Origin of the sequence: Paracoccus sediminis, assembly GCF_900188295.1 — a bacterium.
Taxonomy (GTDB): Bacteria; Pseudomonadota; Alphaproteobacteria; order Rhodobacterales; family Rhodobacteraceae; genus Paracoccus; species Paracoccus sediminis.
The window spans coordinates 119,051-142,335 of sequence record NZ_FZNM01000006.1 but is presented as its reverse complement, the minus strand read 5'-3'; the positions used below and the strand labels follow the sequence as shown (position 1 = coordinate 142,335).

The window sequence follows — 23,285 nt, the reverse complement described above, 5'->3', positions numbered from 1 at the left end:
TTGATCGTCACAGGAGGCTACCTTTCGCGGCTGTGGCATGACGGAAGGCGGGACACGGCAATCCGGTTCCAAAAACCCGTGTTTGCGCATTTCCCGTCCTGCGCATATCATTCCATGGGGTAATAGGGGGGAACCTGGATCATGGCAAGAAGCGCAGGATCTGGCGGCAAGAAAGCTGCCCGCGCGGGTGGCGAAAAGGAAACAACCGGAAAGCCGGTCAGGCCCACCCCTGAAACATCGGGCAAACCTGCCTCGGCGGCCCCGCGAAAACGACGCGCTGTGGCAGAATCGGCCCCGCCATCGGATCCCGCCGCCGATGCCGCCCCGTCGCCCGACAACGCCCCCGCGGTCGCCTCGCCCGAGGTGCAGCTTGACCAGGTGGCTTCGACCCGGTCGGGATCGGCTGCCGAGGGGGGGCGTGCGCCCCAGGCCATGGCCGATGCCCTGGCCCAGGGGTCATCCAAGGCGACCGCCAGGAAACTGGCCGAGAACATCGAACGGATCGAGACCCTGGGCAAGCGGCTGATGTCGGCGCTGTCAACCCGGCCTATGCCCAATCCGGGGATCGAGGCGCCTGGGCCGGATCTGCTGATGACCGCCGCGAACGCCTGGATGAAGACCCTCTCCGAACAGCCTGCCCGCGTTCTGGAAACCCAGGTCAATTACTGGGGCGATACCCTCAAGAATTATGCAAACGTGCAGATGGCGGTGGCGCGGGGGCAGGCGGCCGCTGACCATGACGACGCATCCTTGGACAAGCGGTTTTCCAATCCGCTGTGGCAGAGCCACCCGTATTTCAACTTCGTCAAGCGGCAGTACCTTATCAACGCCAAGGCCCTGAAGGATGCCACCCAAAACCTGCAATTGCCCGACGACACCGCCCGCCGCCGCATCGACTGGCTGACCAGCCAGATCGTGGACATGATGGCGCCGACCAATTTTCTGGCGACCAATCCCGATGCGTTGGAGCGGGCGATCCAGACCGAAGGCGAGAGTCTGGTCAAGGGGCTGGAAAACCTGGTCCGCGACGTGGAACGCAACGGCGGCGACATCGTGGTGTCCCTGGCCGACCGCGACGCTTTCACGGTGGGCGAAAATATCGGCACGTCGGACGGCGTCGTCGTCCACCGCACGCCGCTGTACGAACTGATCCAGTACAAGCCCGCGACGGAACAGGTCCACGAGGTTCCGCTGCTGGTGTTCCCGCCATGGATCAACAAGTTCTACATTCTGGACCTCAAGCCTCAGAACAGCCTTGTCAAATGGCTGGTCGAACAGGGACACACGCTGTTCATCGTCAGTTGGCGAAACCCCGACGCCAGCTTTGCCGACGTCGGGATGGAGGATTACGTTTCCGCCTATCTGGATGCGATGGACCGGGTGCGCGACCTGACTGCGCAGCCCAGGCTGAATGTCGTCGGCTATTGCATCGCCGGCACCACCCTGTCGCTGACCTTGGCGCTGTTGAAACAGCGCGGCGACGACCGTGTCAATTCGGCCACGCTGTTCACGACGCTGACCGATTTTTCGGACCAGGGGGAATTCGTCAGCTTTCTGCAAGACGATTTCGTGAACGGCATCGCCGACGAGGTCGAGCGGCATGGCCTTCTGCGCGCCAAGCTGATGTCGCGCACCATGAGCTTTCTGCGCCCCAATGATCTGGTCTGGGGTCCGGCGATCCGCAGCTACATGATGGGCGAGATGCCGCCGGCCTTCGATCTTCTGTATTGGAACGGTGACAGCACCAACCTTCCTGGCAAGATGGCAATGCAGTACCTGCGGGGGCTGTGCCAGCGGAATGCCTTTGCCGCCGAGGGCTTCGATCTGATGGGCCACAAGCTGCATATTTCCGACGTGACCGTGCCGCTGTGCGCCGTGACCTGCGAATCGGATCACATCGCCCCGTGGAAGGACAGCTGGACCGGCGTTGCGCAGATGGGGTCGAAGGACAAGACCTTCATCCTGTCGGAATCCGGCCATATCGCGGGGATCGTCAACCCTCCGTCGAAGAAGAAATACGGGCATTACATGGGCGGCAGCGATTTCACCCATGGCCATCAGTCGTGGAAGGAATCATCGTCGTTCGCAAAAGGAAGCTGGTGGCCCCGCTGGGGGGAATGGCTTGCGGAACGGGCCGGACGGATGGTTCCGGCGCGCGATCCGGGGCAGGGGCTGTATCCCGCGCCCGGAAACTATGTCCACGAACGGGCCGCCTGAGCGGGGTAAACCGGCAGACTGCGGCGCGTTCGCCCGTTTCCCGCCCGCCCTTTGCACTGGTTAATTTTTTGCTGCGGCGCAGCATAAAAGTCTTGAAATGCCGCGATGCAGCATTTATCTTGGCGTCACGAGAACGGATTTGCTGCGGAAACCCTCATCTCGAAATGTCCTTCCGCTGCGCTGATAGGAGTGACTGACATGGCAAAGACCCCCGATTACACCAAGACGTTCCAGGACATGATGGGCAACTTCCCCATCGACACCTCCTCGGTTCAGGAAGCTCTCAAGTCCCAGAATGCCTTGGGCGAGAAGCTGGCTCGCGTTGCCTTGGCCGCAGCCGAGCGTTCGACCGAGATCTCGGCCCAGTGGGCCAAGGACACCATCGCCCGCATGGGCGAACTGGCTGCTGTCAAACAGGAACCGTCCGACTATGCCAAGTCGTTCAGCGACTTCGCTTCGTCGTCCGCCGAAGTGGCCGCCGAGCACATGGCCGCCTATGCCGAAGTGGCGAAAAAGGTTCAGATGGACACCGTGGACCTGATGCTGACCGCCGGCAAGGACGTTGCCGCCGAGGCCCGCAACGTGACGGAATCGGCTGTGCGCGACACCCAGGCCGCCGTTAAGAAGGCGACCTCGACCGCGACTTCTGCCGCGAAGTGATCGGCATCCGAACGGATTTTGGAAAAGGGGCGCTTGCGCCCCTTTTTCGTTTGTTTTGATGTTCATGGCGGGCGCGGAATTTTTCTTTGCGTTTTGCGGATGCAGCATCCATCATGGCGGAAATCGCTTGTCCGAGGTCCGACATGGCCGGAACGTCCGCTCCGCTGCTGGTTAAACGCTATGCCAGCCGGCGGCTTTACAACACAGAAACCAGCGACTACGTCACGCTCGAGGATATCGCCGCCTTTATTCGCGGCGGCCGCGATGTGAAGATCGTGGACCTCAAGTCCGGCGACGATCTGACCCGCCAGTATCTGCTTCAAATTATTGCCGAACACGAGGGTCGAGGCGAAAACGTCCTGCCCATCGACGTGCTGACGGACTTGGTTCGCAGCTATGCGACCAGTGCCCATTCGGTCGTGCCGCAGTTCCTTGCGGCCAGTTTCCAGATGCTGCGGGAAAGCCAGTCCAAGCTGATGGAAAACATGGCGGTGATGCCGCATCCGATGGCCCGTGTCCCCGGCTTTGACACGATGCACCGGCAGCAACAGGCCTTTCTCAAGGCGATGATGGGTGGATGGACCGCCTCGTCTGGCCCCGAACCCGGCGACGGTGATGCGGCCGATAAGGCCGACGAGGCATCGGCGCCCCGGAAACAGGTTCGCAAACCCGCTGGATCCGACGGGACCGAGGACATGGCCGAAATCCGTCGCCAGCTTGCGGAACTCCAGCAGCGTATCTCGAAGCTCTGACTTGCGCAGGCCGCGGACACAAGCTAGACCGCGCCCACGGACAGTTGGCCGAGTGGTCGAAGGCGCACGCCTGGAAAGTGTGTAGGCGGGGAACCGTCTCGAGGGTTCGAATCCCTCACTGTCCGCCAGGAACACATCATCGTTTGATTGCCCAAGTCGGAAGGCAAGGATCACCCAGGTTGCCTGCTTAAGCCGAGACTGTGCTCGGTTCCTCGGAACGGTTCCCTGCAAAGAATAAACTTCGGGGTCTGACGGGCGCGGATTTCATATTTTGATGATATGGCCGGCTACGCCAGAGGCGTCAGGGAAGTTGAACCCGTGGGAAAGCGGGCGGTCGGCCGGCCGGGCAGAATCATCGGGGGACACTTTCCTGGTCTGGGACTCTCGACAGGCGTTCCTCTCGCGCGTCGCCGTCTTGCTGCCAACCAGCGTCACGACTCCAGTTCGGTTGCGCGGTCCCAAGGCGCATCGTCACCGGATCGCAAGGCCTGAGTCGCAAGACGTGGAGGGTCGAACGGCCGCTGTTCCGTGGTTTGACAAGGGGCCGCCCCGGCAGCCTCAATATCCCAGGCTATCGCGCAGGTTCTGTTCGACTGTTCGCAGGTGCGTGCGCATGGCGTCCGCGGCAGCCTGCCCGTCGCGCGCGGCAACGGCTTCGACGATGCGGTCGTGTTGTTCGAAGCTGTGGTGGTCGCGCGGCGGGCGGGCGGGGTTGTCTCGGTGGCGGCCCCAGGTCACGGCGCGTCGGACGGTCGTTATGGTGTCAAGCAAGCCCAGCAACAGGGAATTCTGCGTGGCTTCCCCCAACGCGCGATGCAGCCGATTGTCGTGATGTTCGTATTGCCGCCAAGTCGGCGCCTGACGGCATTTCTGGGCACAGGCCCGCAGGTCGTTGATCTGTCCGCCGGTGGCATTCGCGGCGGCAAGGCGCGCGATCTCGGGTTCAAAGGCAAGGCGGGCTGCCATGACCTCGGTCGGGTTGGTCCGCAGCACAAGCGCATTGATGTCGCGAATGCTTTCCAGCGGTCGTTCGCCGACAAAGGTGCCTTTGCCGACATGGCGCCACACGACCCCCTGTCCTTGCAGGGTCGCAAGGGCCTTGCGCAGCACGGTCCGCCCCATGTCCAGCGTCTCGGCCAGTTCGCGTTCGGGCGGCAGGCGCCCGTCGTCACCCAGGTCAGCGGCTTCCAGATAGGCGCGCAACTTGTCCAGAGGGGTCACATGAATCTGCTGCATTTTCAAACCAATCGTTTCATTGGTTCAGCATCGTGATTCTTAATCGCGAAGTCAACCGGCATCTGTAACCCTACTTCTTCGCATAAAATACTGTAAAATAATGGAAATAATATTATAGGGAAAAACTTTTTGTTAACTGTATTGACCCAATCTTAAATCAATGTCAGCATTGGTTTTGCATTGGGCTTGGAGGAGCCCTTCCTGGGGAGGAGCGAAAATGGGATTTGTTGCTGACAGGTTTCGGCGTCGGGCCGTTGTTTCCGCACTGGCGCTGTCCATGGCCGTGCCGGCTGCGGCGTCCGCCGAGCCGATGCGCATCGCCTTTGGCGATATCGCCACGATCGAAACACTCGGCCTGTTGATCGCGATGGAGCGGGCGAAGGAACAGGGGGTCGAGATCGAGCCGACCTTCCTGAAAAGCGAGGACATCGCCGCGCAGGCGGTGGTCAGCGGACAAGCGGACATCGGCATCGGGGGGCCTTATGCCCTGTTGCAAAAGGTCAAGGCGCCGATCCGCATCTTCCTGCAACTGAGCGAGTTGCAGATGTATCCCGTCGTGAACACCGAATTCTACAAGACCTGGGCGGATCTGGACGGGCAGGAAATCGCGGTCCATTCGCGGGGTTCGGGAACCGAGGCGATCATGCAGATGATGGCCGACAAGCAAGGCATCGAATATTCCAGCATCGCCTATGTTCCCGGCGCCGAGGTGCGCACCGGCGCGCTGTTGCAGGGCAACATCAAGGCCACCATTGTCGATTCATCGGGCAAGCGGATCCTGGAATCCGAGGCGCCCGACCGGTTTGCCTTCCTGCCGCTGGACGGGGTGGAGGCCACTGACGAGGCGATGTTCGCCAACACGGAATACCTGGCCGAAAACCCCGAGGACGTGTCCGCGCTGGTCGAGGCCATCGTGACCACTTGGCGCGAGATCGCGGCCGATCCCACCGTGGTCGCCAGACTGCGGGACCAGTACAACCTGCTGCCGGATGCCACGCCCGAGATGCTGGCCGATATCGAACCTTATTATTCGGGCATGAAGGACGCCTTGCCCATGAATGGCGGCGGCGAGGCGGCGGCCAAGGGCGATTTCGCCTTCTACACGGCCTCGGGCGCGCTTGAAGGCAATGCCGAGGATCTGAAGGTCGAGGACTTCTGGGATCTCAGCGTCCTGGACGGCGTTCTGGACAAGATCGGAACCCAGTGAGATGAGCGTCATGTCACAGGATGCGAAGGTGGTGGCCCCTGCGGCCACCACGGGACAGGCGCTGCGCCTGTTCGCCGAACGGCGCCGGTCCTTCTGGGTCGTCCTGTCGCTGCTGGTTCTGTTCACCGCCTGGGAAATCGCGGGCCGGGTTCCGATCAGCTTTGCCTTTCCGACGTTCCTGGACACGCTGGCTGCCTTTTTCGAAATGGTCGGAGACGGATCGATGATCCGCGCGTTTTTCCTGACCCTGCAACCCTTGGTGCTGGGCGTCGCCGTGTCGGCCTTGCTGGGGATTGCGCTGGGCATCGTGATGGGCCTGTCGGATCGGATGGAATGGCTGCTGGCGCCGGTGTTCATCGTGTTGCAGGCCGCGCCCATGGCGGCGCTGGTGCCGCTGGTGACGTTCGTTTACGGCATCGGGCTGGTGGCCAAGACGCTGGCCGTCATCATGCTGGCCCTGCCGGTGATCGTGCTGAATTCCTACAAGGCGGTGCGGCATGTGAACCCGTCGCTGGTGGACATGTGCCGGTCGTTCCAGGGCAACCGCCGGCAGCAGATCTTCAAGATCATCATTCCCGACGCCTCGCCTGTGCTGTTCGCGGGCCTGCGGCTGGGCGTGGCGGCAGGGTTCATCGGCGTCATGCTGGCCGAACTGCTGATTACGCCCACCGGGATCGGCGATCTTATCACCTATCACCGTTCGGTCGCGAACTATGCGCACATGTACGCCGCCGTCGCGGCCATCATCGCGGCCTCGACCTTGACGCTGGCCGCGCTGCAATGGTTCGAAACGAACGTCATGCGCCCCGAAAAAAGGAGGAGCTGAGATGAGCGTCCAAGCCTTGTCCAAGGACGAATTCGATCCCGCCAGCGTCGTGACCAGCGACCCCGTCGTCCGGGTCGAGACGATCTCGAAGCATTACGGCACCGTCGAGGCGCTGCGCAGCATTGACCTGCAATTCGAACGCGGCAAGCTGACGACCCTTCTGGGTCCGTCGGGGTGCGGCAAGACCACGCTTTTGAAGATCATCGCCGGGCTGGTGCCCGCGACCTCGGGGCAGATCGTCGTCAACGGCCGTGCCGTGACCGGGCCGGGGCCGGAACGCGCGTTCGTGTTCCAGGATTTTGCCCTGATGCCCTGGGCCACCGTGCTGCGCAACGTGGGCTTCGGGCTGGAACTGAAGGGCTTGGCCGCGGCCGAGCGCAACCGCATAGCCCGCCGCTATATCGAGGAGGTCGGACTTCAGGGCTTCGAGGACAAGTATCCCCATGAACTGTCGGGCGGGATGCGCCAGCGGGTCGGCATCGCGCGGGCCTTCGCGGTCAACGCCGACGTGCTGCTGCTGGACGAACCCTTTTCGGCTGTGGACGAGCAGAACCGCCGCAAGTTTCAGGAGGATTTGCTGCGGCTGGTCGAGATGGAGCGCAAGACCTTTATCTTCGTCACCCATTCGATCGAGGAGGCGGTCTATGTTTCGGACCGGATCGTGCTGCTGTCGCCCCGTCCGGGCCGGGTGTCGAACATCATCGATCCCCGCATCGACCGCACCGCCGATCCCGACGACATCCGGCGCGATCCAGGCTATCTCGACGTGGTCGAGGAGATCTGGCAAAGCCTGCGCCATTATGCGGAGTGACCGGCCATGACCCTGTTCGGATACCGCATTCCCATGATGGCCTCGCTGATCGTCTGGGCGCTGGTCTGGGAAATCGTCGGCAGGATGGACGTCATTTTCCTGATCCCCCCGATGAGCGCGATCCTCGCCGCGGGCGTCGACCTGGTGCAGACGAATTCCTGGCAGAACGCCACCTGGGTCACGATCCGGTCATTCGTGATCGGCATGGCCCTGGCCATCGGCATCGGCGTGCCGCTGGGCGTGATGATGGGGCGGGTCAAGATCATCGACAACATCTTCGGCCTGTGGGTGAACATCTTCGTCAGCGCGCCCCTGTCCGCGCTGGTGCCGGTGCTGATGATCCTGTTCGGCATGGGCGAGGCGACGATCGTCGTCACGGTGTTCCTGTTCGCCGTCTGGATCATCGTGCTGGACGCCCGCGCGGGCGTCATGCAGGTGCCGCCGTCGCTGATCGACATGGCGCGGTCCTATGGCGCCTCGCAGGCCACGATCATGCGCAAGATCATCCTGGTCTCGGCGCTGCCCGAGATTCTTGCAGGGATCCGCATCGGGGTGATCCGGGGCGTCAAGGGGGTGGTCATCGGCCAGATTCTGGTTGCGGTGATCGGTTACGGCGAACTGTTCGAACTGTATTCCCGCAGTTTCGACATGGAACGGTTCTGGGCGCTGACACTGGTTCTGTTCGCCGCGGCGATGGTGCTGTCGGCGCTGGTGGAAAATGCGGAAAAACGCATCGAGTATTACGCAGGAGCGAGATGATGAACGAAATGAGCAAGATGGCCGATTATGTCTTTGTGCCCGAGCCGACGCCCACGATTCCCGTGGCCGGCACCGACAAGCTGTTCCCGGTGCGCCGCATCTATTGCGTTGGCCGCAACTTTGCCGACCATGCCATCGAGATGGGCCACGATCCCGACAAGGAGCCGCCGTTCTTTTTCCAGAAGAATCCCGATTCCATCGTGCCGCCGGGTCAGGATTTTCCCTATCCGACCGAAACCAGCGATGTGCATCACGAGATCGAACTGGTCGTGGCGCTGAAATCGGGCGGCACCGACATCCCGCTGGACAAGGCGCTGGACTGCGTGTTCGGTTACGGCGTCGGGCTGGACATGACCCGGCGCGATCTTCAGGGCCAGGCCAAGAAGATGGGCCGCCCATGGGAAACCGGCAAGTCCTTCGAGGCATCGGCCCCCTGTTCGGTCATCCATCCCGTGTCCGAGGTGGGACATCCCACGCAGGGCGCCATCCGGGTCGAGGTGAACGGCGAACCGCGCCAGCAGGGCGATCTGAACCAGATGATCTGGAAAGTGCCTGAAATGATCGCCTATCTGTCGCGCCTGTTCGAACTGCGTCCGGGCGACGTGATCTTTGCGGGAACCCCGGCGGGCGTCGGCGCCGTGGTGCGCGGCGATGTGATGACCGGTCATGTCGAGGGCGTGGACGAGATCACCGTCAAGGTGGTCTGACCCACCGTCGCGGCCCCTCCGGGGGTCGCATGTCCGCTGCCGGAGAACCCGATGCCCCTGTCCCTGACGCTTGTGACCACCTTTACGTTCGCGCTGGCGGTCAGCGGCTGCCTGTCGGGCTATCTTGCCGGATTGCTTGGCGTCGGCGGCGGCATCATCATCGTGCCGGTCATGTATTACGTCCTGGCTGCCTTCGACGTTGACATGGCGCTGCGCGCCCATATCGCGGTGGGCACGTCGCTGGCCACGATCATCCCGACATCGATCCAGTCGATCCGCACGCATCGCGCGCGGGGCGCCGTGGACACCGCGCTGCTGCGGTGGTGGGCGCCGTTCGTGGCCGCAGGCGTGCTGATCGGCGTCCTGATCGCCCGCTATGCACCCGGTACGCTGCTGACCGGGGTGTTCGGTGTGGTCGCGGCCATCGTGGCCGTCTATATGCTGTTCACCCGCGAAGGCTGGCATCCCCTTGCGACCCTGCCGTCCCGTCACGCGCAGGCTGGCATGGCCACCGGGATCGGCACCATCTCGACGCTGATGGGGATTGGCGGGGGAACGCTGACGGTCCCGGTTCTCAGCGTCTTCAGCTATCCCGTGCGCCGCGCCGTGGGCACCGCCTCGGTCGTGGGGCTGATTATCGCGCTGCCCGGAACGCTGGGATACATCTTCAACGGCTTCGGCCGCGAAGGGCTGCCGCCCCTGTCGCTGGGCTATGTGAACCTGGCGGCGCTGGCGGCCATCGTCGTGACCAGCATGTGGTTCGCGCCGATGGGTGCGCGCGCCGCCCACACCATCGCGCCCGCGCATCTGCGCAAGGCCTTCGGGGTTTTCCTTGCGATCACGTCCATCAAGATGCTGGCCGACGTGCTGGGTTAAGGCCGCAAGCCACCACCGAAATGCGCTGTGGTTGCAGTCGGCCCCTGACGGCGGCTACATCCTCTGCTATGGCCCGGCCAGCACCGGCATCCACATTCAGAAAGACAGGTTCACGACATGGCTGATCCGAACGCCCCCGACATCATCTATACGACGGTCGACGAAGCTCCGCAGATCGCCTCGGCTTCGCTCTTGCCGATCATCCGGGCCTTTGCCTCGGCGGCCGGGGTGACGGTGGGGACGCGGGACATTTCGTTGGCCGGGCGGATCATCGCGGCGTTTCCCGAAAAGCTGACCGATCAGCAACGGCAGTCCGATGACCTGGCCGAACTGGGGGAACTGGTCAAGACGCCGTCGGCCAACGTCATCAAGCTGCCCAACATCAGCGCGTCCGTCCCCCAGCTGGTCGCCGCCGTCAAGGAACTGCAAGCGCAGGGCTATGACATTCCCGATTATCCCGAAGACCCCGAGACGGACGACGAAAAAGGGATTCGCGCCCGCTATGACGCGATCAAGGGATCGGCGGTGAACCCGGTCCTGCGCGAAGGCAATTCGGACCGCCGCGCGGCCGTCGCTGTCAAGAACTATGCCAAGGCCAACCCCCATTCGATGGGTGCCTGGTCCGCCGACAGCAAGACATCGGTGTCCACCATGTCCGGCAACGATTTCCGGTCCAACGAAATCTCGGCCACCCTGTCCGAGGCGCAGGCGGGCAAGGCGCGGATCGAGCTGGTGGGGGCGGACGGATCCGTCATCGTGCTGAAGGACGGCGTCAGCTATCCGGCGGGCACCGTGGTCGACGCCACCTTCATGTCGGCCAAGGCCCTGGACGCGTTCCTGGCCGAGCAGATCGAGGCCGCGAAACGCGATGGCGTCCTGTTTTCGATCCATCTCAAGGCGACGATGATGAAGGTGTCGGACCCGATCATCTTCGGCCATGCGGTCAAGCAGTTCCTCAAGCCCGTGTTCGACAAGCACGGCCCCGCCCTGGAGGCGGCGGGGGTGAACCCCAATTCGGGCTTGGGCACGTTGCTGGAACGCGTGGCCGACATGCCCGACGGCCAGGCGATCCGGGCCGAGATCGACGCGGTCCTGGCGGATCGCCCGCCGATGTACATGGTCAATTCCGACAAGGGCATCAGCAACCTGCACGTCCCGTCGGACGTCATCATCGACGCCTCGATCCCGGCGCTTTTGCGCGCAGGCGGCAAGGGGTGGGGGCCTGACGGCAAGGCAGCGGACACGAACTGCGTGATCCCCGACAGTTCGTATGCCGCCGTCTATGAAGAATCGGTCCGCTATTTCAAGGAAACCGGCGCCCTGGATCCGTCCACCGCGGGCACGGTGCAGAACGTCGGCCTGATGGCCCAAAAGGCCGAGGAATACGGATCGCACCCCACCACCTTCGAGATTCCGCAGGACGGTACGGTGCGGATCGTGTTGGCCAACGGCGATGTGCTGCACCAGCACAGGGTCCAGGCGGGCGACATCTGGCGCGCGGCCTCGACCCGGCAGGCGCCGATCGAGGACTGGGTGAGGCTGGCGATTTCTCGGCAAAAGGCCGAGGGCTGTCAGGCGATCTTCTGGCTGGATGCCGGTCGCGCCCATGACGCCGAGCTTATCAAGCACGTCACGCCGATCCTGAAGGCCGAGGGCGTGGCCGACCGGTTCCAGATCCTCGCCCCGCGCGAGGCGACCCGGCTGACGCTGGAAACGATTCGCAAGGGCGAAAACTCGATCGCCATCACCGGCAACGTCCTGCGCGATTACCTGACCGACCTGTTCCCGATCCTGGAACTGGGCACCAGCGCCAAGATGCTGTCCATCGTCAAGCTGATGAACGGCGGCGGGCTGTTCGAAACCGGCGCCGGCGGTTCGGCCCCCAAGCATGTCCAGCAGATCATCGAGGAAAACCACCTCCGCTGGGATTCGCTGGGCGAATTCTGCGCCTTGGGCGAGAGTCTGAAATTTCTGGCCGAAGCCAAAGGCAACGCCAAGGCCCGCGTCCTGGGCAACGCCGTGGACGTGGCCACCCAAGGGGTGCTGGACAACAACCGATCGCCCCTGGGCAAGGTCGGCCAGACCGACAACCGCGACAGCCATTTCTATTTCGCGCTGTACTGGTCGCAGGCCTTGGCGGCCCAGACCGAGGATGCCGGGCTGGCCGCCCATTTCGCCCCGATCGCCAAGGCCTTGGAGGGGAACGAAGACCGGATCCTGGCGGAACTGGCCGAAAGCCAAGGCAAGCCCGCCGATCTGGGCGGCTACTACCACACCGATCCGGCCAAGACCGAGGCCGTGATGCGACCCTCGGCCACGTTTGCACGGATCATCGGCTGAACGGCGATCCGACCGTCACGCGGGACGCGACGCACCGCGTGACGGCCGACGACGACAAGCGCATCGCCCGCCGGATCGACGCAGGCGATGCCGGACGCGGGGTTCCGGGGGCTAGAACCACTGGCCCGGCTCCATCAGGCCCAGATCCATCAGTTGACCGGCGCGCCATTCGAACGGCAGGGAACCGCGCCAGCAAAAGGTGTCGATGGCCTCGCGCGACCCAGGATTGGTCGCTAGCGCCTTTGCGGCGCGGAACGATGCGATGGCGGCAGTCAGGTTGTGATGCCACGGGCAGGAATAGGTGTTGTATTCCTGGACGTCAAAGCGGTGATCCGCCTGGATGCGCAGGTTCGCGGCTGTGCGGAACAGGCTGATCCGGTCAATCCGGCGGTTGGCCGGGGCGACATGTTCCTCGAACCGCCAGCGCAGGCCGCCGTGGAAATCCAACTGCCGATCCAGGGGGGTGCCGTCCGGTGCGTTGCGGCCAAGCGCAAAGTAGCCGGTCCGATCCAGCATCGCATCGGATATATCGACGGCATCGGGATTGCGTACGATGTCGGGCGAATAAAGATCGATCACATAGGTCAGCATGGCGTCGCGCCGTTCCTCGGCGTGAAAAGCCAGAAGTTCACCGATGCTGCGCGTTTCCGAAAACGGAAAGAACAGGAATTCGGCGTTGTAGCCGTAATACATCCAGGTTCCTGCGGGCACCGTTGGAATGATGGCGTTCAGGGCACCTTGATGGGCCAGCGGATCGCGCGTGTTCCAGCGCAGGTTCGTGACCCGAGAGAGCAGATCCTCGGACAGCGACAGGGCATCGGGCGACAAGGCAAGGATATGACGAAAGCCCAGCCCGACATGATGGCGCAGGGTTTCGGACACCACGGCGTCATCCTCGACCAGAATGACCGCGATCGGGCCGCGCTTCAGCACCGCCGGACGCGAGGCCAGGAAAGCGGCCAGCGGCGGATGGGGCGTCACGGCATCACGGCCTTGACCTGATCGAGCGCCTGCCGCAGCAGGGCAGGATTGCCGCCGGCCGTTTCGACCAGCCGTTTCAAGGTGGCCTTTTGAAGATCGCCGATGGCGGCATCGTCGATGATCCGGTTGACCTGCACCGGATCGTAACCTTCGGGCGTCAGGGCGGACTGGATGCGCATGGCGGCAGCGGCGGCGCTGGCGGCCTTGTCGGTGGCGGCGGCGGCGGCGTTTGCGGCCGTCGCGGCATCCTGCGGGGCAGGGTCCGTGCCCGCCGCGGCATCCGCAGCCCGGTCGGCGGCGGTCAGGGCGGCCTCGGCCGCAGCCTCCGCCTCGGCGGCCGCGTCGCTGGCGGGCGCCACGCCGCTGTCTTCGGATGCCTGGGCAGCTTCGGCAGCGACATCGGCCGCAACGGCTGCGGCATCGGCTGCGGCATCGGCTGCGGCGTCCGTTGCCTCGGCGGAATCGGCCGTGGCGTCTGTCTGAGGGACGGGGGCGGTTGCGGGCGCTTGTGCCGCCGGGGCCGGGCGGTCGCCCTGCCAGACCCACCAGCCGCCAAATCCCAGAACAAGCACGGCGATCAGGGCCAGAAGAATGCGCATAGCGGGCAGTCCTTGCAGAGTGTCGGTTGCCCGCAGCTATGTCACAGCGCAAAGGCGCCGAAAAGGCGGCTGATGGCGTCGTGAATGCGATCCTTTTGGGATTCCCTGCGGCCGAATGTGCAAATCCGGTTGAATCACGCCGCCCTGAGGCTTATTTTCCGTCCATTCCGATTTGGCCATCCAAGGAGCATCGCCATAGCCCGCAGACCGCACAACGCACCGCCCACCCGTGACACTGGACCGCGTGTGAATGAACGTATCCGTGTATCCGAAATTCGCCTGATTGGCGCCGATGGCGAGAATGTCGGCGTCGTGCCCCCCTCGGTCGGGATGCAGATGGCCCAGGACGCCGGGCTGGATCTGGTCGAAATCTCTCCTAATGCGACCCCGCCGGTGTGCAAGGTCATGGACCTTGGCAAGTTCAAATACGAACAGCAAAAGCGCGAGGCCGAGGCCCGGAAGAAGCAGAAGATCATCGAGATCAAGGAAATCAAGTTCCGTCCCGGAACCGATATCCACGATTACGACGTCAAGATGCGTTCGGTCATGAAATTCCTGGGCGAAGGCGACAAGGTGAAGGTCACGTTGCGGTTCCGCGGACGGGAAATGGCCCATCAGGATCTGGGACTTGACCTGCTGAACCGCGTGCGCGACGACGTGGGCGAGGCCGGCAAGATCGAGTCCATGCCCAAGCTGGAAGGCCGCCAGATGGTCATGATGATCGCGCCCAGATAAGCGGCGCGGCAGGACACGATCGCGGCCGCGCGGCAACCGCCGCGCGGCGTTTCGCATTACAGGCGGCCTGCCATCAGTCGTTGCCGAATCACGGCCTGATCGCCCTGGATCATGCCGGGGATCAGGAACAGGTCGGCGAATGCCCAAAGGCATACGAAGGCAATGGGAACCCACCCGATCAGGATCGGCGCGGTCAGCCAACCGATTCCCCAAAAAAGCAGCATGACGATTCCGCTGGCCCAGCGCCCAAGATACATCCGATGCACCCCGAAACCCCACAGCAGGATCGCCAGAAGATAGGCGACCAGTTGGGATTTCGATTCGTTGGCGACGCGCTGTTCGATCAGCAACTGTTGCTGGATGGTATCGGCCACAAGCTCCTCCGTCAGATGGGCAGACTGTCCGCCCTTTCGGATGATAGATAGGAACCGCTTGCCTCGGCGCAAGGATCAGTCGGCCCGCAGGAACCGTTCGAAGACCATGCTGACGGGACGGATCGGTCCGCGGGTGCCATCGTTGCGCCCGACATCGACCACGCCCAGTTGATAGCGGCCCGGTTGCAGCAGGATCGGTCCCAGACGGGCATTGATTCCGCCGTCCACATCGTCGTTTTCCCCCTGAAAGGCCCCGGTGGTCGTGAACAGCACCAGTTTCGGATCGGCCCCGCCCGGCAGGGCCGAGGCGCCGATGATGACCACCGTCGGCTGATCCAGGTCAAAGCCCAGCCATTGCGTCCTGCCTTCGTGCAGGATCACCAACTGACCTTGCCTTGCCAGGTCGACCGTCTGGACAGGATAGCTGCCGTCGTCAGGAGGGCCGAGTTCGCCCTTGGCATAGGCTTCGCGCAGGAAGCGTTCAGGATCCAGCGTTTCGATGCTGACGCTCAGCGCCCCGGATTCCGCCGAAAGGGCCGCCGCGCCGATGCAGTACTGGCCCGGTTCCAGGGGCACGACGAAATCAAGGCGCGCGTCCAATCCCTCGGCATCGTCGTTTTCCGAGATCAGTCCGCCGTCGGCATCGAACAGTTTCAGATAGGAATCCAGCGTCGGACTGGACGCCTTGACCGTGACGGGCGTGGGTCGGGACAGGGTGAATGTGTAATAGCCCGTCTGGGTTCCGTCCCACGTCCTGCTGATCGGCCCTTGGGCCAGACGTTCGTCGATGGCCCCTTCGGCCAGCGCGGTCGCTGGCGTATCGGCTGTGCAGGCGGCAATGCTGCCGCTGCCGCTGCCGCTGTCGGTCAAAAGTGCGACCTGTTCAGAACGCGATACCTGCACCGTCGCCGTCATTGCGGCATTGTCCACCGATCGGAGAGCCACGCAATAGACACCCGGCCCGACCGCCGCTTCCAGGCTGGAATTCAGCGACGCGGGCGTGTCGTCGTTTTCCGCGATGGTATCGCCATCTTCGGTCAGCAGCAAAATGGCCGGATCGCCCTGGGCCGACAAGGCTTCGACGCGCAGGCCCTGGGTCTGGGCGGTCGTGCGAAAGGCCAGAACTGCCGGCTGTCCCGCGATGACCTGAACCTCGGCCGACAAGGCCGTCTGCGAGGCGGAAATGTCCTGACCGTCCTTATCGGGGGCAAGCCATTGCACCTGGGCCGTGCCGCAGGTTTCCGTTTCGGACAAGGTGTCCTGCGCAAGGACAGGCCCGTTTGACCAGGACAGAATGGTCAGGACGGCGACGACGGCAAGACGATGTGACAACACGATGAACTCTCCTGATACCGGACAGGGCCGTGACGGATCCAGTGTCGCACCGGCTCGGGTACGGATCAATCACCGCCTGTTCCGAAATCGTGCGGCAAGGGATGGGAAATCCCGGCTTGACGCTTGACCATCGGGCGCCGGATCGGTTCAACGCAGATTGGACGCCCTCGGGCGCGCAAACCGGAAAGCGACGTCATGAAATTCACACTCTCCTGGCTCAAAGAGCATCTCGACACGACCGCCACGCTGGCCGAGATCACCGAGGCGCTGACCGACCTTGGGCTGGAGGTCGAGGAGGTTCGCGATCCGGCGGCGCGACTGGGGACATTCACCCTGGCCCGCGTTCTTCATGCCGAACAGCATCCCGATGCCGACCGCCTGCGCGTTTGCCGCGTCCTGACCGATGACGGCGAAAAGCAGATCGTCTGTGGCGCCCCCAACGCGCGAGAGGGGATCACCGTGGTGCTGGCCAAGCCCGGCGACTATGTGCCCGGCATCGACCTGACCTTGGGCGTGGGCAAGATACGCGGCATCGAAAGCCACGGCATGATGGCGTCGGAGCGCGAGCTGGAACTGTCCGACGAACATGACGGCATCATCGAATTGCCGTCGGGACAGGTGGGTCAGCGGTTCGTGGACTGGCTGGCCGAGAACGCGCCCGAAAAGGTGGACCCCATGATTCACATCAAGATCACGCCCAATCGCCCCGATGCCTTGGGCGTCCATGGCGTCGCGCGCGATCTGGCGGCGCGTGGTCTCGGGGTGCTGGTCCCTGTCGCCGACATCGTGGTGGAGGGTGGCTTTGCCAGCCCCATCGCCGTGTCCATCGACCCGGCCATTGCCGACAAGGCCCCGTATTTCGCAGGCCGCGTGATCCGGGGCGTCAGGAACGGCCCGTCGCCCGCATGGTTGCAAAAGCGCCTGCACGCCATCGGCCTGCGCCCGATCAACGCGTTGGTGGATATCACCAACTTCCTGACCTATGACATGAACCGTCCGCTGCATGTGTTTGACATGGCCAAGGTTTCCGGCGATCTGGCCGTGCGGCCCGCCAAGGCTGACGAAACGATCATGGCCCTTGACGGCAAGTCTTACGATCTTCCCCAAGGAACCATGGTGATCGCCGACGACCGTGGACCGGAAAGCATCGCCGGCATCATGGGGGGCGAACAGTCGGGTTGTTCCGCCGACACCACCGATGTCTTTCTGGAAAGCGCCTACTGGGATCCGATCGCCATCGCGACCGCCGGGCGCGGGCTGAAAATCAACAGCGACGCCCGTTATCGCTTTGAACGAGGCGTCGATCCGGCCTTTACCCGGCCCGGCCTCGAGCTGGCGACGCGCCTGATTCTGGACCTGTGCGGCGGCGAGGCGTCCCATGTGGTCGCGGCAGGGGTCGTGCCCGATACCGCCCGTTCCTATCGGCTGGACGCCGCGCGAACCGCAAGCCTCGTCGGCCTGGACATACCGGCGGACATTCAGCGCGCCACGCTGATCGCGCTTGGCTTTCGCATGGATGGCGACATGGCGCATGTTCCGTCTTGGCGCCCCGATGTGCTGGGCGAGGCCGATCTGGTCGAAGAAATCGCCCGCATCGCCAGCCTGACCAAGCTGCAGGGACGTCCCCTGCCGCGTGCGCGCCCTGGCGTGCCCGAGCCTGTCCTGACGCCCTTGCAGGTGCGGGAAAGGACGGCGCGGCGCCAGGCGGCGGCCCTGGGATACAACGAATGTGTCACCTACAGCTTTATCGACAGCACTTCGGCAGACCTGTTCGGCGCCACGGGTGATGCTGTCCGCGTCGAAAACCCCATCAGCAGCGAGATGACGCATCTGCGGCCGGATCTTCTGCCTGGGCTTCTGGCGGCTGCCGCCCGAAACCAGGCGCGCGGCTTTGCCGATCTGGCGCTGTTCGAGATCGGCCCGGTTTTCGGCGGAGGAGAACCGGGCGAACAAGCCACCCAGATCTCGGGTCTTCTGGTCGGCCAGACGGCGCCGCGCGACCCCTTTGGCAGCCGCCGCAAGGTGGACCTGTTCGATGCCAAGGCGGATGCCGAGGCCGTTCTAGCGGCCATCAACGCGCCTGCCAAGGCGCAGATCAACCGCAAGCTGGATCCGTGGTGGCATCCCGGACGCGCGGGCAACATCGCGCTTGGCCCGAACATCCTGGCGACGTTCGGTGAACTGCACCCCAGGATCCTGCGCGCCCTGGATGTAAGGGGCCCGGCGGTGGCCTTTACGGTCAGGATCGCGAATGTTCCTTTCCCCAAGGTGCGGTCGGCGACCCGCCCGGCCCTTGCAACGTCAGAGTTCCAAGCCGTCGAACGCGACTTCGCCTTCGTGGTCGCCCCCCAGGTCGAGGCGCTGACCCTTGTCAACGCCGCCGCCGGCGCAGACAAGGCGCTGATCGACAGCGTAACGGTCTTCGATCAGTTCACCGGTCTGGAAGGCGGCGGGAAATCCATCGCCATTACCACGCGCCTGCAACCGCGCGACAAGACCCTGACGGATGCGGACATCGAGGCCGTCTGTCAGAAGATCATCGACAAGGTGCAAAAGGCGACCGGCGGAATCCTGCGGACCTGAGCGCTTTTGTCTTGGTTCAAGTATCCTCGGGGGTCCGGGGGCCGACAGCCCCCGGCCATCGCGGGACGCACTTATCGCGGAGCCAGTTCCGCAATCACGAACAACCGCAACGCGGTGGCCAGTCCCACCTCGGGCGGACGGGCGTGGTCGATCTGTCCGATCAGTTGCGCCCGCGTCAGGCCGCGGGATTTGGCCGCATCGGCCACGCCGCGCCAGAACGCCTCCTCCAGCGACACGGACGTGCGGTGCCCGTCGATCGTCACGGATCGTTTCAGGGGCGGGGTCATGAGCGGCAGGTCAATCGCCATCCGGTCCGTCATCGCGCCGATGCGCGTCAAGCACCTTGGCGGCGCGGGCGGTTTCGGCCTTGCGGATGTCCCGGACAGGCTTGGCCTCGCCGGATTTTGCCGCATTCGCATGGCCTTCCGCGCGTCTGCCGTCGCGGTCGCGCTGCTTTCGGGCCAGACGCAGGTTGATGATCTTTGACATGCAGGTTCACCGGAAAAGGGACGCGGCCATCATACCGCGCCCCGGCCCAATCCGGTCAAGCCCCGGTTTCCCCTCGTCATCAGCCCTTGGGGCTTATCATGTCTTCGGGGCGCACCACACGATCAAAGGTTTCGCCGTCCACGAAACCCAGGGCGATGGCTTCCTCGCGCAGGGTGGTGCCGTTCTTGTGGGCGGTCTTGGCGACCTTCGTGGCGTTGTCGTAACCGATGCTCGGCGCCAGCGCCGTCACCAGCATCAGCGATTCCTTCATCAGCTTGTCGATCCGCGCGACGTTCGCCTGGGTGCCCGCGACCATGTTGTCCGTGAATGACCCCGCCGCATCGCCCAGAAGCTGCATGGATTGCAGCACATTATAGGACATCATCGGATTATAGACGTTCAGTTCGAAATGCCCCTGCGATCCGGCAAAGCCGATGGCGGCATCGTTGCCCATCACCTGCGCGCAGACCATGGTCAGCGCCTCGGCCTGTGTGGGGTTGACCTTGCCCGGCATGATCGACGATCCCGGTTCGTTTTCGGGCAGGATCAATTCGCCCAGGCCCGACCGCGGGCCGGATCCCAGCAGGCGCATGTCGTTGGCGATCTTGAACAGCGACGCCGCCACCGTCTTCAGCGCGCCGGAAAAGAAGACCATCGCGTCATGGGCGGCCAGGGCCTCGAACTTGTTCGGGGCGGTGACGAAGGGCAGGCCGGTAATGGCGGCAATCTCGGCCGCGATGGCCGTGTCCCAACCCTTTTTCGTGTTCAGTCCGGTGCCGACGGCGGTGCCGCCCTGAGCCAGTTCATAGATGTCGGTCAGGGCCAGCTTGACCCGCTCGATCCCCTTGGCGACCTGATGGGCATAGCCGCCGAATTCCTGGCCCAGCGTCAGGGGCGTCGCGTCCTGGGTGTGGGTGCGGCCGATCTTGATGATGTCCTTGAATTCCCGCGCCTTGGTGTCCAAAGCCCCATGCAGCTTTTCCAGGCCGGGGATCAAAGTATCGCGCGCGACCATGCCGATGGCGACGTGCATGGCGGTCGGAAAGGTATCGTTCGACGACTGCCCCATGTTCACGTGATCGTTCGGATGAACCGGCTTTTTCGACCCCATCTCGCCGCCCAGGATCTCGATCGCGCGGTTCGATATGACCTCGTTCGCGTTCATGTTCGATTGCGTGCCGGAACCCGTCTGCCAGACGACCAGGGGGAAGTGGTCGTCAAGCCTGCCTTCGAACACCTCGGTCGCGGCCTCCTCTATGGCGCGGCCGATGGCCGGATCCAGATCGCCGTTCGCCTGGTTTACCCGTGCCGCCGCCAGCTTGATCGCGCCCAGCGCGCGGACGATGGCAACCGGCTGGCGTTCCCAGCCGATGGGAAAGTTCCGGATCGACCGCTGCGTCTGCGCGCCCCAGTATTTGCTGGCGTCGACATCCAGCGGACCAAAGCTGTCGGTCTCAAGGCGGGTCTTGGTCATGATGGCTCCCTCGCGGTTTGGCGCGGTTCTAGCGGGCGATGGCTGGATAGGCAATTCGTATGCGGCGGTATGCGGGTCAGAGCGCATCCAAGGCGGCCATGGCCTTGCAAAGAACGTCATCCTGATCGGATGGCAGCGGCAGGATCGGGCGCGGGGGTTGGGCGTCCGACAAGCGCAAAAGGTTTGCGGCCCGATACACCACCCGGAAACTGCCGAACCGGCGAAACAACGCCCACAGAGGCTGGAACGCAGCGTCCATTCGCGCGGTCTCGGACGTGTTGCCCGCCTGTGCGGACCGGACAAGGCGCAGCATCGGCGCGGGCCAGGCTCCGGCAGCCGCGCTGTAGAATGCATCGGCGTCCGACAGCATGGCCGCACCGCACCCCCAATCGCCGCTGTAGCCGATGGAAAAACCCTTGGGCAGACTGTCGCGCAAACGGGCAATTTCAGCCGCGAAATCGTCTTGGGCAGGAAGCGGCATCTTGACCGCGCGGATGGACGGAATCGTCGCAAGGCGCATCAGCAGGTCGGGGCCAAAGCTGAAATGCGTCGTGGTCGGGTTGTTGTAGATGCAGATCGGCAGGTCGCTTGCCCCGGCAATCGCGGCGTAATGCGCGAACACCTCATCGTCGGTCAGGGGCGTATAGGACATGGGGGCGACCAGCAGCGCATCGGCCCCGGCGGCGGTCGCGTGCCGTGCCAAGTCTTTCGAAACATCGGTGCGCAGCGCGCCCACCCCGACCATCACCGGCACCCGCCCGGCGATTTCCGCCACGGCATCATCGGCGGCGCGTCGTCTTTGGTCCGGGTCCAGATAGGCATATCCGCCCGTGCTGCCCAGAACGCAGATCGAATCCACCCCGGCTTTGACAGCATGGCGGAGAATGCGGGCAAAGTCGTTCTGGACGACGCGACCATCAGGATCGGACGGGGTGATCGGAAAGGCGGACAGTCCAAGAAAGGGGGTCATCTGATTCTCCTGCCGTGGCAGGTGGCCATGCGGCAGAAACGATGACAAGCCTCAGGCGAACAACATTCCGTCCAGTTCGTTCCCCATCTCATCGACCGGATAGCACCAGACGCGGAAGCCGGTCAGCGTATGGGGGCCGAAACTGTGGATCAGGGGAACATCGGCGGCATCCATTCCCCTTGCCACGACGACGCGGCCGATGCGCCGCTGGTTGTTCCGCGGATCGAAGGTCCACCACTTGCCGCCCAGATAAACCTCGATCCAGGCCGCGAAATCCATCGCGGCGGCGGCAGGGGGCACGCCGATGTCGCCCACATAGCCGTTGACGTAACGCGCCGGAATGTTCAGCGCCCGCAGATAGGCCAGGGTCAGATGCGCAAAGTCGCGGCAGACGCCGGTGCCGTCGTTGCGAGCGCTGTGGGCGGTACGGAACTGGGACGCAAGGGCATAGTTGAAGGCCAGCTTTCCGTTCACATGATCGACGATGTACTGGACGCGGTTCCAGCCTGGCGCGATATGGCCGAACAGGCCCCATGCTTCGTCGCTGACAAGATCGGTTTCGACATAGCGCGAGGCGGTCAGATAGCCCAGCACCTCGCTCGGCAGCGCCTCGACAGGCCATTCCGCGGCCTGGAAATCCGCTTGGTCCTGCATTCCGCCGTCGGTGACGGTGATGTCGTTGAACAAGGTGAATGTCCCTGCCGGCGCAACCATGCGCCGGCAGATGTTGCCGAAACGATCGACATAGCTCTGGACCGGGACGGACGGCATCGTCCTGAAATCTTCGGGAAAGACGTAATCGCGATGCCGCGCGGCCTCTGGCGTGGTCAGGCTTATCAGCGGCGTATCCTGCGGCGTCTGGATTTCGATCTCGAACCCGATCCTGATCCGCATCATGCGACCGTTGCATTCATGGTGATTTCGGCGTTCAGCAGCTTCGAGATGGGACACCCGGCCTTGGCCTTTTGCGCCAGATCCTCGATCTGCGCCTTGTCGCCGTCGCCCGAGATGGCGGTGACGAGATGCGCCTTGGTGACGGTGAACCCGTCGCCATCCTTTTCAAGCGTGATGCTGGAGGTGGTCTGGATGTCGATGTTGCCGATGCCCGCCCCGGACAACATGTTGGACAGCGCCATGCTGAAGCAGGCGGCATGAGCGGCGCCGATCAGTTCCTCGGGGTTGGTGCCCGGTTCGTCGCCGAAACGGTTGTTGAAGCCATAGGCCAGGTTCTTCAGGGCACCCGATTGGGTCGAAACCGTGCCTTTGCCTTCCTTCAGGCCGCCCTGCCATTTGGCCGATCCGCTGCGCGTGAACATTGTCTGATCCTCCATGCGTTCATGCTGTTGCGGTTTGA

23 protein-coding genes and 1 tRNA gene are annotated in these 23,285 nt (G+C 63.7%); 13 read left to right on the top strand and 11 right to left on the bottom strand.

Going from position 1 to position 23,285, the window contains the following annotated elements:
• Nucleotides 1-432 precede the first annotated feature (432 nt).
• From phaC to CHB77_RS10610, 4 genes are all read left to right on the top strand, one after another.
• Nucleotides 433-2,217, top strand: coding sequence for a class I poly(R)-hydroxyalkanoic acid synthase (phaC, locus tag CHB77_RS10625; protein ID WP_242626622.1), 1,785 nt, complete (start codon nucleotides 433-435; stop codon nucleotides 2,215-2,217).
• Between the two features lie 198 nt (nucleotides 2,218-2,415).
• Nucleotides 2,416-2,877 carry a Phasin gene (locus CHB77_RS10620; RefSeq protein WP_089388177.1) on the top strand — a complete coding sequence of 154 codons (462 nt, stop codon included), beginning with the start codon at nucleotides 2,416-2,418 and terminating at the stop codon, nucleotides 2,875-2,877.
• A 143-nt stretch (nucleotides 2,878-3,020) separates the two neighbouring features.
• Entirely contained in the window at nucleotides 3,021-3,629 is a 609-nt protein-coding gene (gene phaR / locus CHB77_RS10615) for a polyhydroxyalkanoate synthesis repressor PhaR (RefSeq protein ID WP_089388176.1), read from the top strand.
• A gap of 38 nt (nucleotides 3,630-3,667) precedes the next feature.
• Nucleotides 3,668-3,757: transfer RNA gene (locus CHB77_RS10610), tRNA-Ser, on the top strand.
• Nucleotides 3,758-4,187: 430 nt separating this feature from the next.
• Here the strand turns inward: CHB77_RS10610 and CHB77_RS10605 are convergent.
• Nucleotides 4,188-4,865, bottom strand: coding sequence for a FadR/GntR family transcriptional regulator (locus tag CHB77_RS10605; RefSeq protein ID WP_089388175.1), 678 nt, complete (start codon nucleotides 4,863-4,865; stop codon nucleotides 4,188-4,190).
• A gap of 277 nt (nucleotides 4,866-5,142) precedes the next feature.
• On the opposite strand from CHB77_RS10605, the gene CHB77_RS10600 reads away from it, so the two are divergent.
• From CHB77_RS10600 to CHB77_RS10570, 7 genes are all read left to right on the top strand, one after another.
• Nucleotides 5,143-6,072, top strand: a complete 930-nt coding sequence (locus tag CHB77_RS10600; protein ID WP_242626616.1) for an ABC transporter substrate-binding protein — start codon at nucleotides 5,143-5,145, stop codon at nucleotides 6,070-6,072.
• A 10-nt stretch (nucleotides 6,073-6,082) separates the two neighbouring features.
• Complete coding sequence (locus CHB77_RS10595) at nucleotides 6,083-6,898, top strand: ABC transporter permease (protein WP_176430333.1); 816 nt, start codon at nucleotides 6,083-6,085, stop codon at nucleotides 6,896-6,898.
• A 1-nt stretch (nucleotide 6,899) separates the two neighbouring features.
• Nucleotides 6,900-7,709 carry an ABC transporter ATP-binding protein gene (locus tag CHB77_RS10590; protein ID WP_089388172.1) on the top strand — a complete coding sequence of 270 codons (810 nt, stop codon included), beginning with the start codon at nucleotides 6,900-6,902 and terminating at the stop codon, nucleotides 7,707-7,709.
• Between the two features lie 6 nt (nucleotides 7,710-7,715).
• Nucleotides 7,716-8,468, top strand: coding sequence for an ABC transporter permease (locus tag CHB77_RS10585; protein WP_089388171.1), 753 nt, complete (start codon nucleotides 7,716-7,718; stop codon nucleotides 8,466-8,468).
• A gap of 17 nt (nucleotides 8,469-8,485) precedes the next feature.
• Nucleotides 8,486-9,175 carry a fumarylacetoacetate hydrolase family protein gene (locus CHB77_RS10580; protein ID WP_207303041.1) on the top strand — a complete coding sequence of 230 codons (690 nt, stop codon included), beginning with the start codon at nucleotides 8,486-8,488 and terminating at the stop codon, nucleotides 9,173-9,175.
• Between the two features lie 51 nt (nucleotides 9,176-9,226).
• The gene (locus CHB77_RS10575; RefSeq protein WP_089388169.1) at nucleotides 9,227-10,051 is read left to right on the top strand and encodes a sulfite exporter TauE/SafE family protein; all 825 of its coding nucleotides are present in this window, start codon (nucleotides 9,227-9,229) and stop codon (nucleotides 10,049-10,051) included.
• Nucleotides 10,052-10,168: 117 nt separating this feature from the next.
• On the top strand, nucleotides 10,169-12,391 hold the full coding sequence (locus CHB77_RS10570; RefSeq protein ID WP_089388168.1) for an NADP-dependent isocitrate dehydrogenase: 2,223 nt from the start codon (nucleotides 10,169-10,171) through the stop codon (nucleotides 12,389-12,391).
• Between the two features lie 111 nt (nucleotides 12,392-12,502).
• Here CHB77_RS10570 and CHB77_RS10565 read toward each other — a convergent pair whose 3' ends face one another.
• Complete coding sequence (locus CHB77_RS10565; protein WP_242626615.1) at nucleotides 12,503-13,372, bottom strand: glycosyltransferase family 2 protein; 870 nt, start codon at nucleotides 13,370-13,372, stop codon at nucleotides 12,503-12,505.
• A complete protein-coding gene (locus CHB77_RS10560) occupies nucleotides 13,369-13,971 on the bottom strand; it encodes a hypothetical protein (protein ID WP_176430332.1) in 603 nt (200 codons plus the stop codon). The genes CHB77_RS10565 and CHB77_RS10560 overlap by 4 nt, the downstream gene beginning before the upstream one ends.
• A 246-nt stretch (nucleotides 13,972-14,217) precedes the next feature.
• On the opposite strand from CHB77_RS10560, the gene infC reads away from it, so the two are divergent.
• Complete coding sequence (gene infC / locus CHB77_RS10555; RefSeq protein WP_242626614.1) at nucleotides 14,218-14,706, top strand: translation initiation factor IF-3; 489 nt, start codon at nucleotides 14,218-14,220, stop codon at nucleotides 14,704-14,706.
• A 56-nt stretch (nucleotides 14,707-14,762) separates the two neighbouring features.
• On the opposite strand, the gene CHB77_RS10550 is transcribed toward infC, so the two are convergent.
• Together CHB77_RS10550 and CHB77_RS10545 are read right to left on the bottom strand one after the other, a co-directional pair.
• Nucleotides 14,763-15,080 (bottom strand): TM2 domain-containing protein, encoded by a 318-nt coding sequence (locus CHB77_RS10550; RefSeq protein ID WP_242626613.1) that lies wholly within the window; start codon nucleotides 15,078-15,080, stop codon nucleotides 14,763-14,765.
• Nucleotides 15,081-15,155: 75 nt separating this feature from the next.
• The gene (locus CHB77_RS10545; protein WP_131023342.1) at nucleotides 15,156-16,484 is read right to left on the bottom strand and encodes a PPC domain-containing protein; all 1,329 of its coding nucleotides are present in this window, start codon (nucleotides 16,482-16,484) and stop codon (nucleotides 15,156-15,158) included.
• 126 nt (nucleotides 16,485-16,610) lie between these two features.
• Here CHB77_RS10545 and pheT point away from each other — a divergent pair, with 126 nt between their 5' ends.
• Entirely contained in the window at nucleotides 16,611-18,998 is a 2,388-nt protein-coding gene (pheT, locus tag CHB77_RS10540) for a phenylalanine--tRNA ligase subunit beta (RefSeq protein WP_089388166.1), read from the top strand.
• A 71-nt stretch (nucleotides 18,999-19,069) separates the two neighbouring features.
• On the opposite strand, the gene CHB77_RS10535 is transcribed toward pheT, so the two are convergent.
• The 6 genes from CHB77_RS10535 to CHB77_RS10510 form a co-directional block, all read right to left on the bottom strand.
• Nucleotides 19,070-19,306 (bottom strand): ribbon-helix-helix domain-containing protein, encoded by a 237-nt coding sequence (locus CHB77_RS10535; RefSeq protein WP_242626612.1) that lies wholly within the window; start codon nucleotides 19,304-19,306, stop codon nucleotides 19,070-19,072.
• Complete coding sequence (locus tag CHB77_RS10530) at nucleotides 19,296-19,487, bottom strand: DUF4169 family protein (protein ID WP_089388164.1); 192 nt, start codon at nucleotides 19,485-19,487, stop codon at nucleotides 19,296-19,298. Before CHB77_RS10530 ends, CHB77_RS10535 begins: the two co-directional genes overlap by 11 nt.
• A 79-nt stretch (nucleotides 19,488-19,566) precedes the next feature.
• Nucleotides 19,567-20,961: a class II fumarate hydratase gene (gene fumC / locus CHB77_RS10525; protein ID WP_089388163.1), complete on the bottom strand. Its 1,395-nt coding sequence runs from the start codon at nucleotides 20,959-20,961 to the stop codon at nucleotides 19,567-19,569.
• Between the two features lie 76 nt (nucleotides 20,962-21,037).
• Nucleotides 21,038-21,931 carry a dihydrodipicolinate synthase family protein gene (locus tag CHB77_RS10520; protein WP_089388162.1) on the bottom strand — a complete coding sequence of 298 codons (894 nt, stop codon included), beginning with the start codon at nucleotides 21,929-21,931 and terminating at the stop codon, nucleotides 21,038-21,040.
• Between the two features lie 51 nt (nucleotides 21,932-21,982).
• Entirely contained in the window at nucleotides 21,983-22,828 is an 846-nt protein-coding gene (locus CHB77_RS10515; protein WP_341273557.1) for a transglutaminase-like domain-containing protein, read from the bottom strand.
• Entirely contained in the window at nucleotides 22,825-23,247 is a 423-nt protein-coding gene (locus tag CHB77_RS10510; protein ID WP_089388243.1) for an OsmC family protein, read from the bottom strand. The genes CHB77_RS10515 and CHB77_RS10510 overlap by 4 nt, the downstream gene beginning before the upstream one ends.
• Nucleotides 23,248-23,285 lie beyond the last annotated feature (38 nt).

Bases quoted from the DNA above. Each gene is read 5' to 3' on its own strand.
- CHB77_RS10585 (WP_089388171.1), top strand. From the start codon at position 7,716: ATGACCCTGTTCGGATACCGCATTCCCATGATGGCCTCGCTGATCGTC.
- CHB77_RS10590 (WP_089388172.1), top strand. From the start codon at position 6,900: ATGAGCGTCCAAGCCTTGTCCAAGGACGAATTCGATCCCGCCAGCGTC.
- pheT (WP_089388166.1), top strand. From the start codon at position 16,611: ATGAAATTCACACTCTCCTGGCTCAAAGAGCATCTCGACACGACCGCC.
- CHB77_RS10560 (WP_176430332.1), bottom strand. From the start codon at position 13,971: ATGCGCATTCTTCTGGCCCTGATCGCCGTGCTTGTTCTGGGATTTGGC.
- CHB77_RS10605 (WP_089388175.1), bottom strand. From the start codon at position 4,865: ATGCAGCAGATTCATGTGACCCCTCTGGACAAGTTGCGCGCCTATCTG.
- CHB77_RS10535 (WP_242626612.1), bottom strand. From the start codon at position 19,306: ATGGCGATTGACCTGCCGCTCATGACCCCGCCCCTGAAACGATCCGTG.
- CHB77_RS10530 (WP_089388164.1), bottom strand. From the start codon at position 19,487: ATGTCAAAGATCATCAACCTGCGTCTGGCCCGAAAGCAGCGCGACCGC.
- CHB77_RS10575 (WP_089388169.1), top strand. From the start codon at position 9,227: ATGCCCCTGTCCCTGACGCTTGTGACCACCTTTACGTTCGCGCTGGCG.
- phaR (WP_089388176.1), top strand. From the start codon at position 3,021: ATGGCCGGAACGTCCGCTCCGCTGCTGGTTAAACGCTATGCCAGCCGG.
- fumC (WP_089388163.1), bottom strand. From the start codon at position 20,961: ATGACCAAGACCCGCCTTGAGACCGACAGCTTTGGTCCGCTGGATGTC.
- CHB77_RS10515 (WP_341273557.1), bottom strand. From the start codon at position 22,828: ATGATGCGGATCAGGATCGGGTTCGAGATCGAAATCCAGACGCCGCAG.
- CHB77_RS10595 (WP_176430333.1), top strand. From the start codon at position 6,083: ATGTCACAGGATGCGAAGGTGGTGGCCCCTGCGGCCACCACGGGACAG.
- CHB77_RS10520 (WP_089388162.1), bottom strand. From the start codon at position 21,931: ATGACCCCCTTTCTTGGACTGTCCGCCTTTCCGATCACCCCGTCCGAT.
- CHB77_RS10570 (WP_089388168.1), top strand. From the start codon at position 10,169: ATGGCTGATCCGAACGCCCCCGACATCATCTATACGACGGTCGACGAA.
- CHB77_RS10600 (WP_242626616.1), top strand. From the start codon at position 5,143: ATGGCCGTGCCGGCTGCGGCGTCCGCCGAGCCGATGCGCATCGCCTTT.
- CHB77_RS10620 (WP_089388177.1), top strand. From the start codon at position 2,416: ATGGCAAAGACCCCCGATTACACCAAGACGTTCCAGGACATGATGGGC.
- phaC (WP_242626622.1), top strand. From the start codon at position 433: ATGGCCGATGCCCTGGCCCAGGGGTCATCCAAGGCGACCGCCAGGAAA.
- CHB77_RS10510 (WP_089388243.1), bottom strand. From the start codon at position 23,247: ATGTTCACGCGCAGCGGATCGGCCAAATGGCAGGGCGGCCTGAAGGAA.
- CHB77_RS10580 (WP_207303041.1), top strand. From the start codon at position 8,486: ATGGCCGATTATGTCTTTGTGCCCGAGCCGACGCCCACGATTCCCGTG.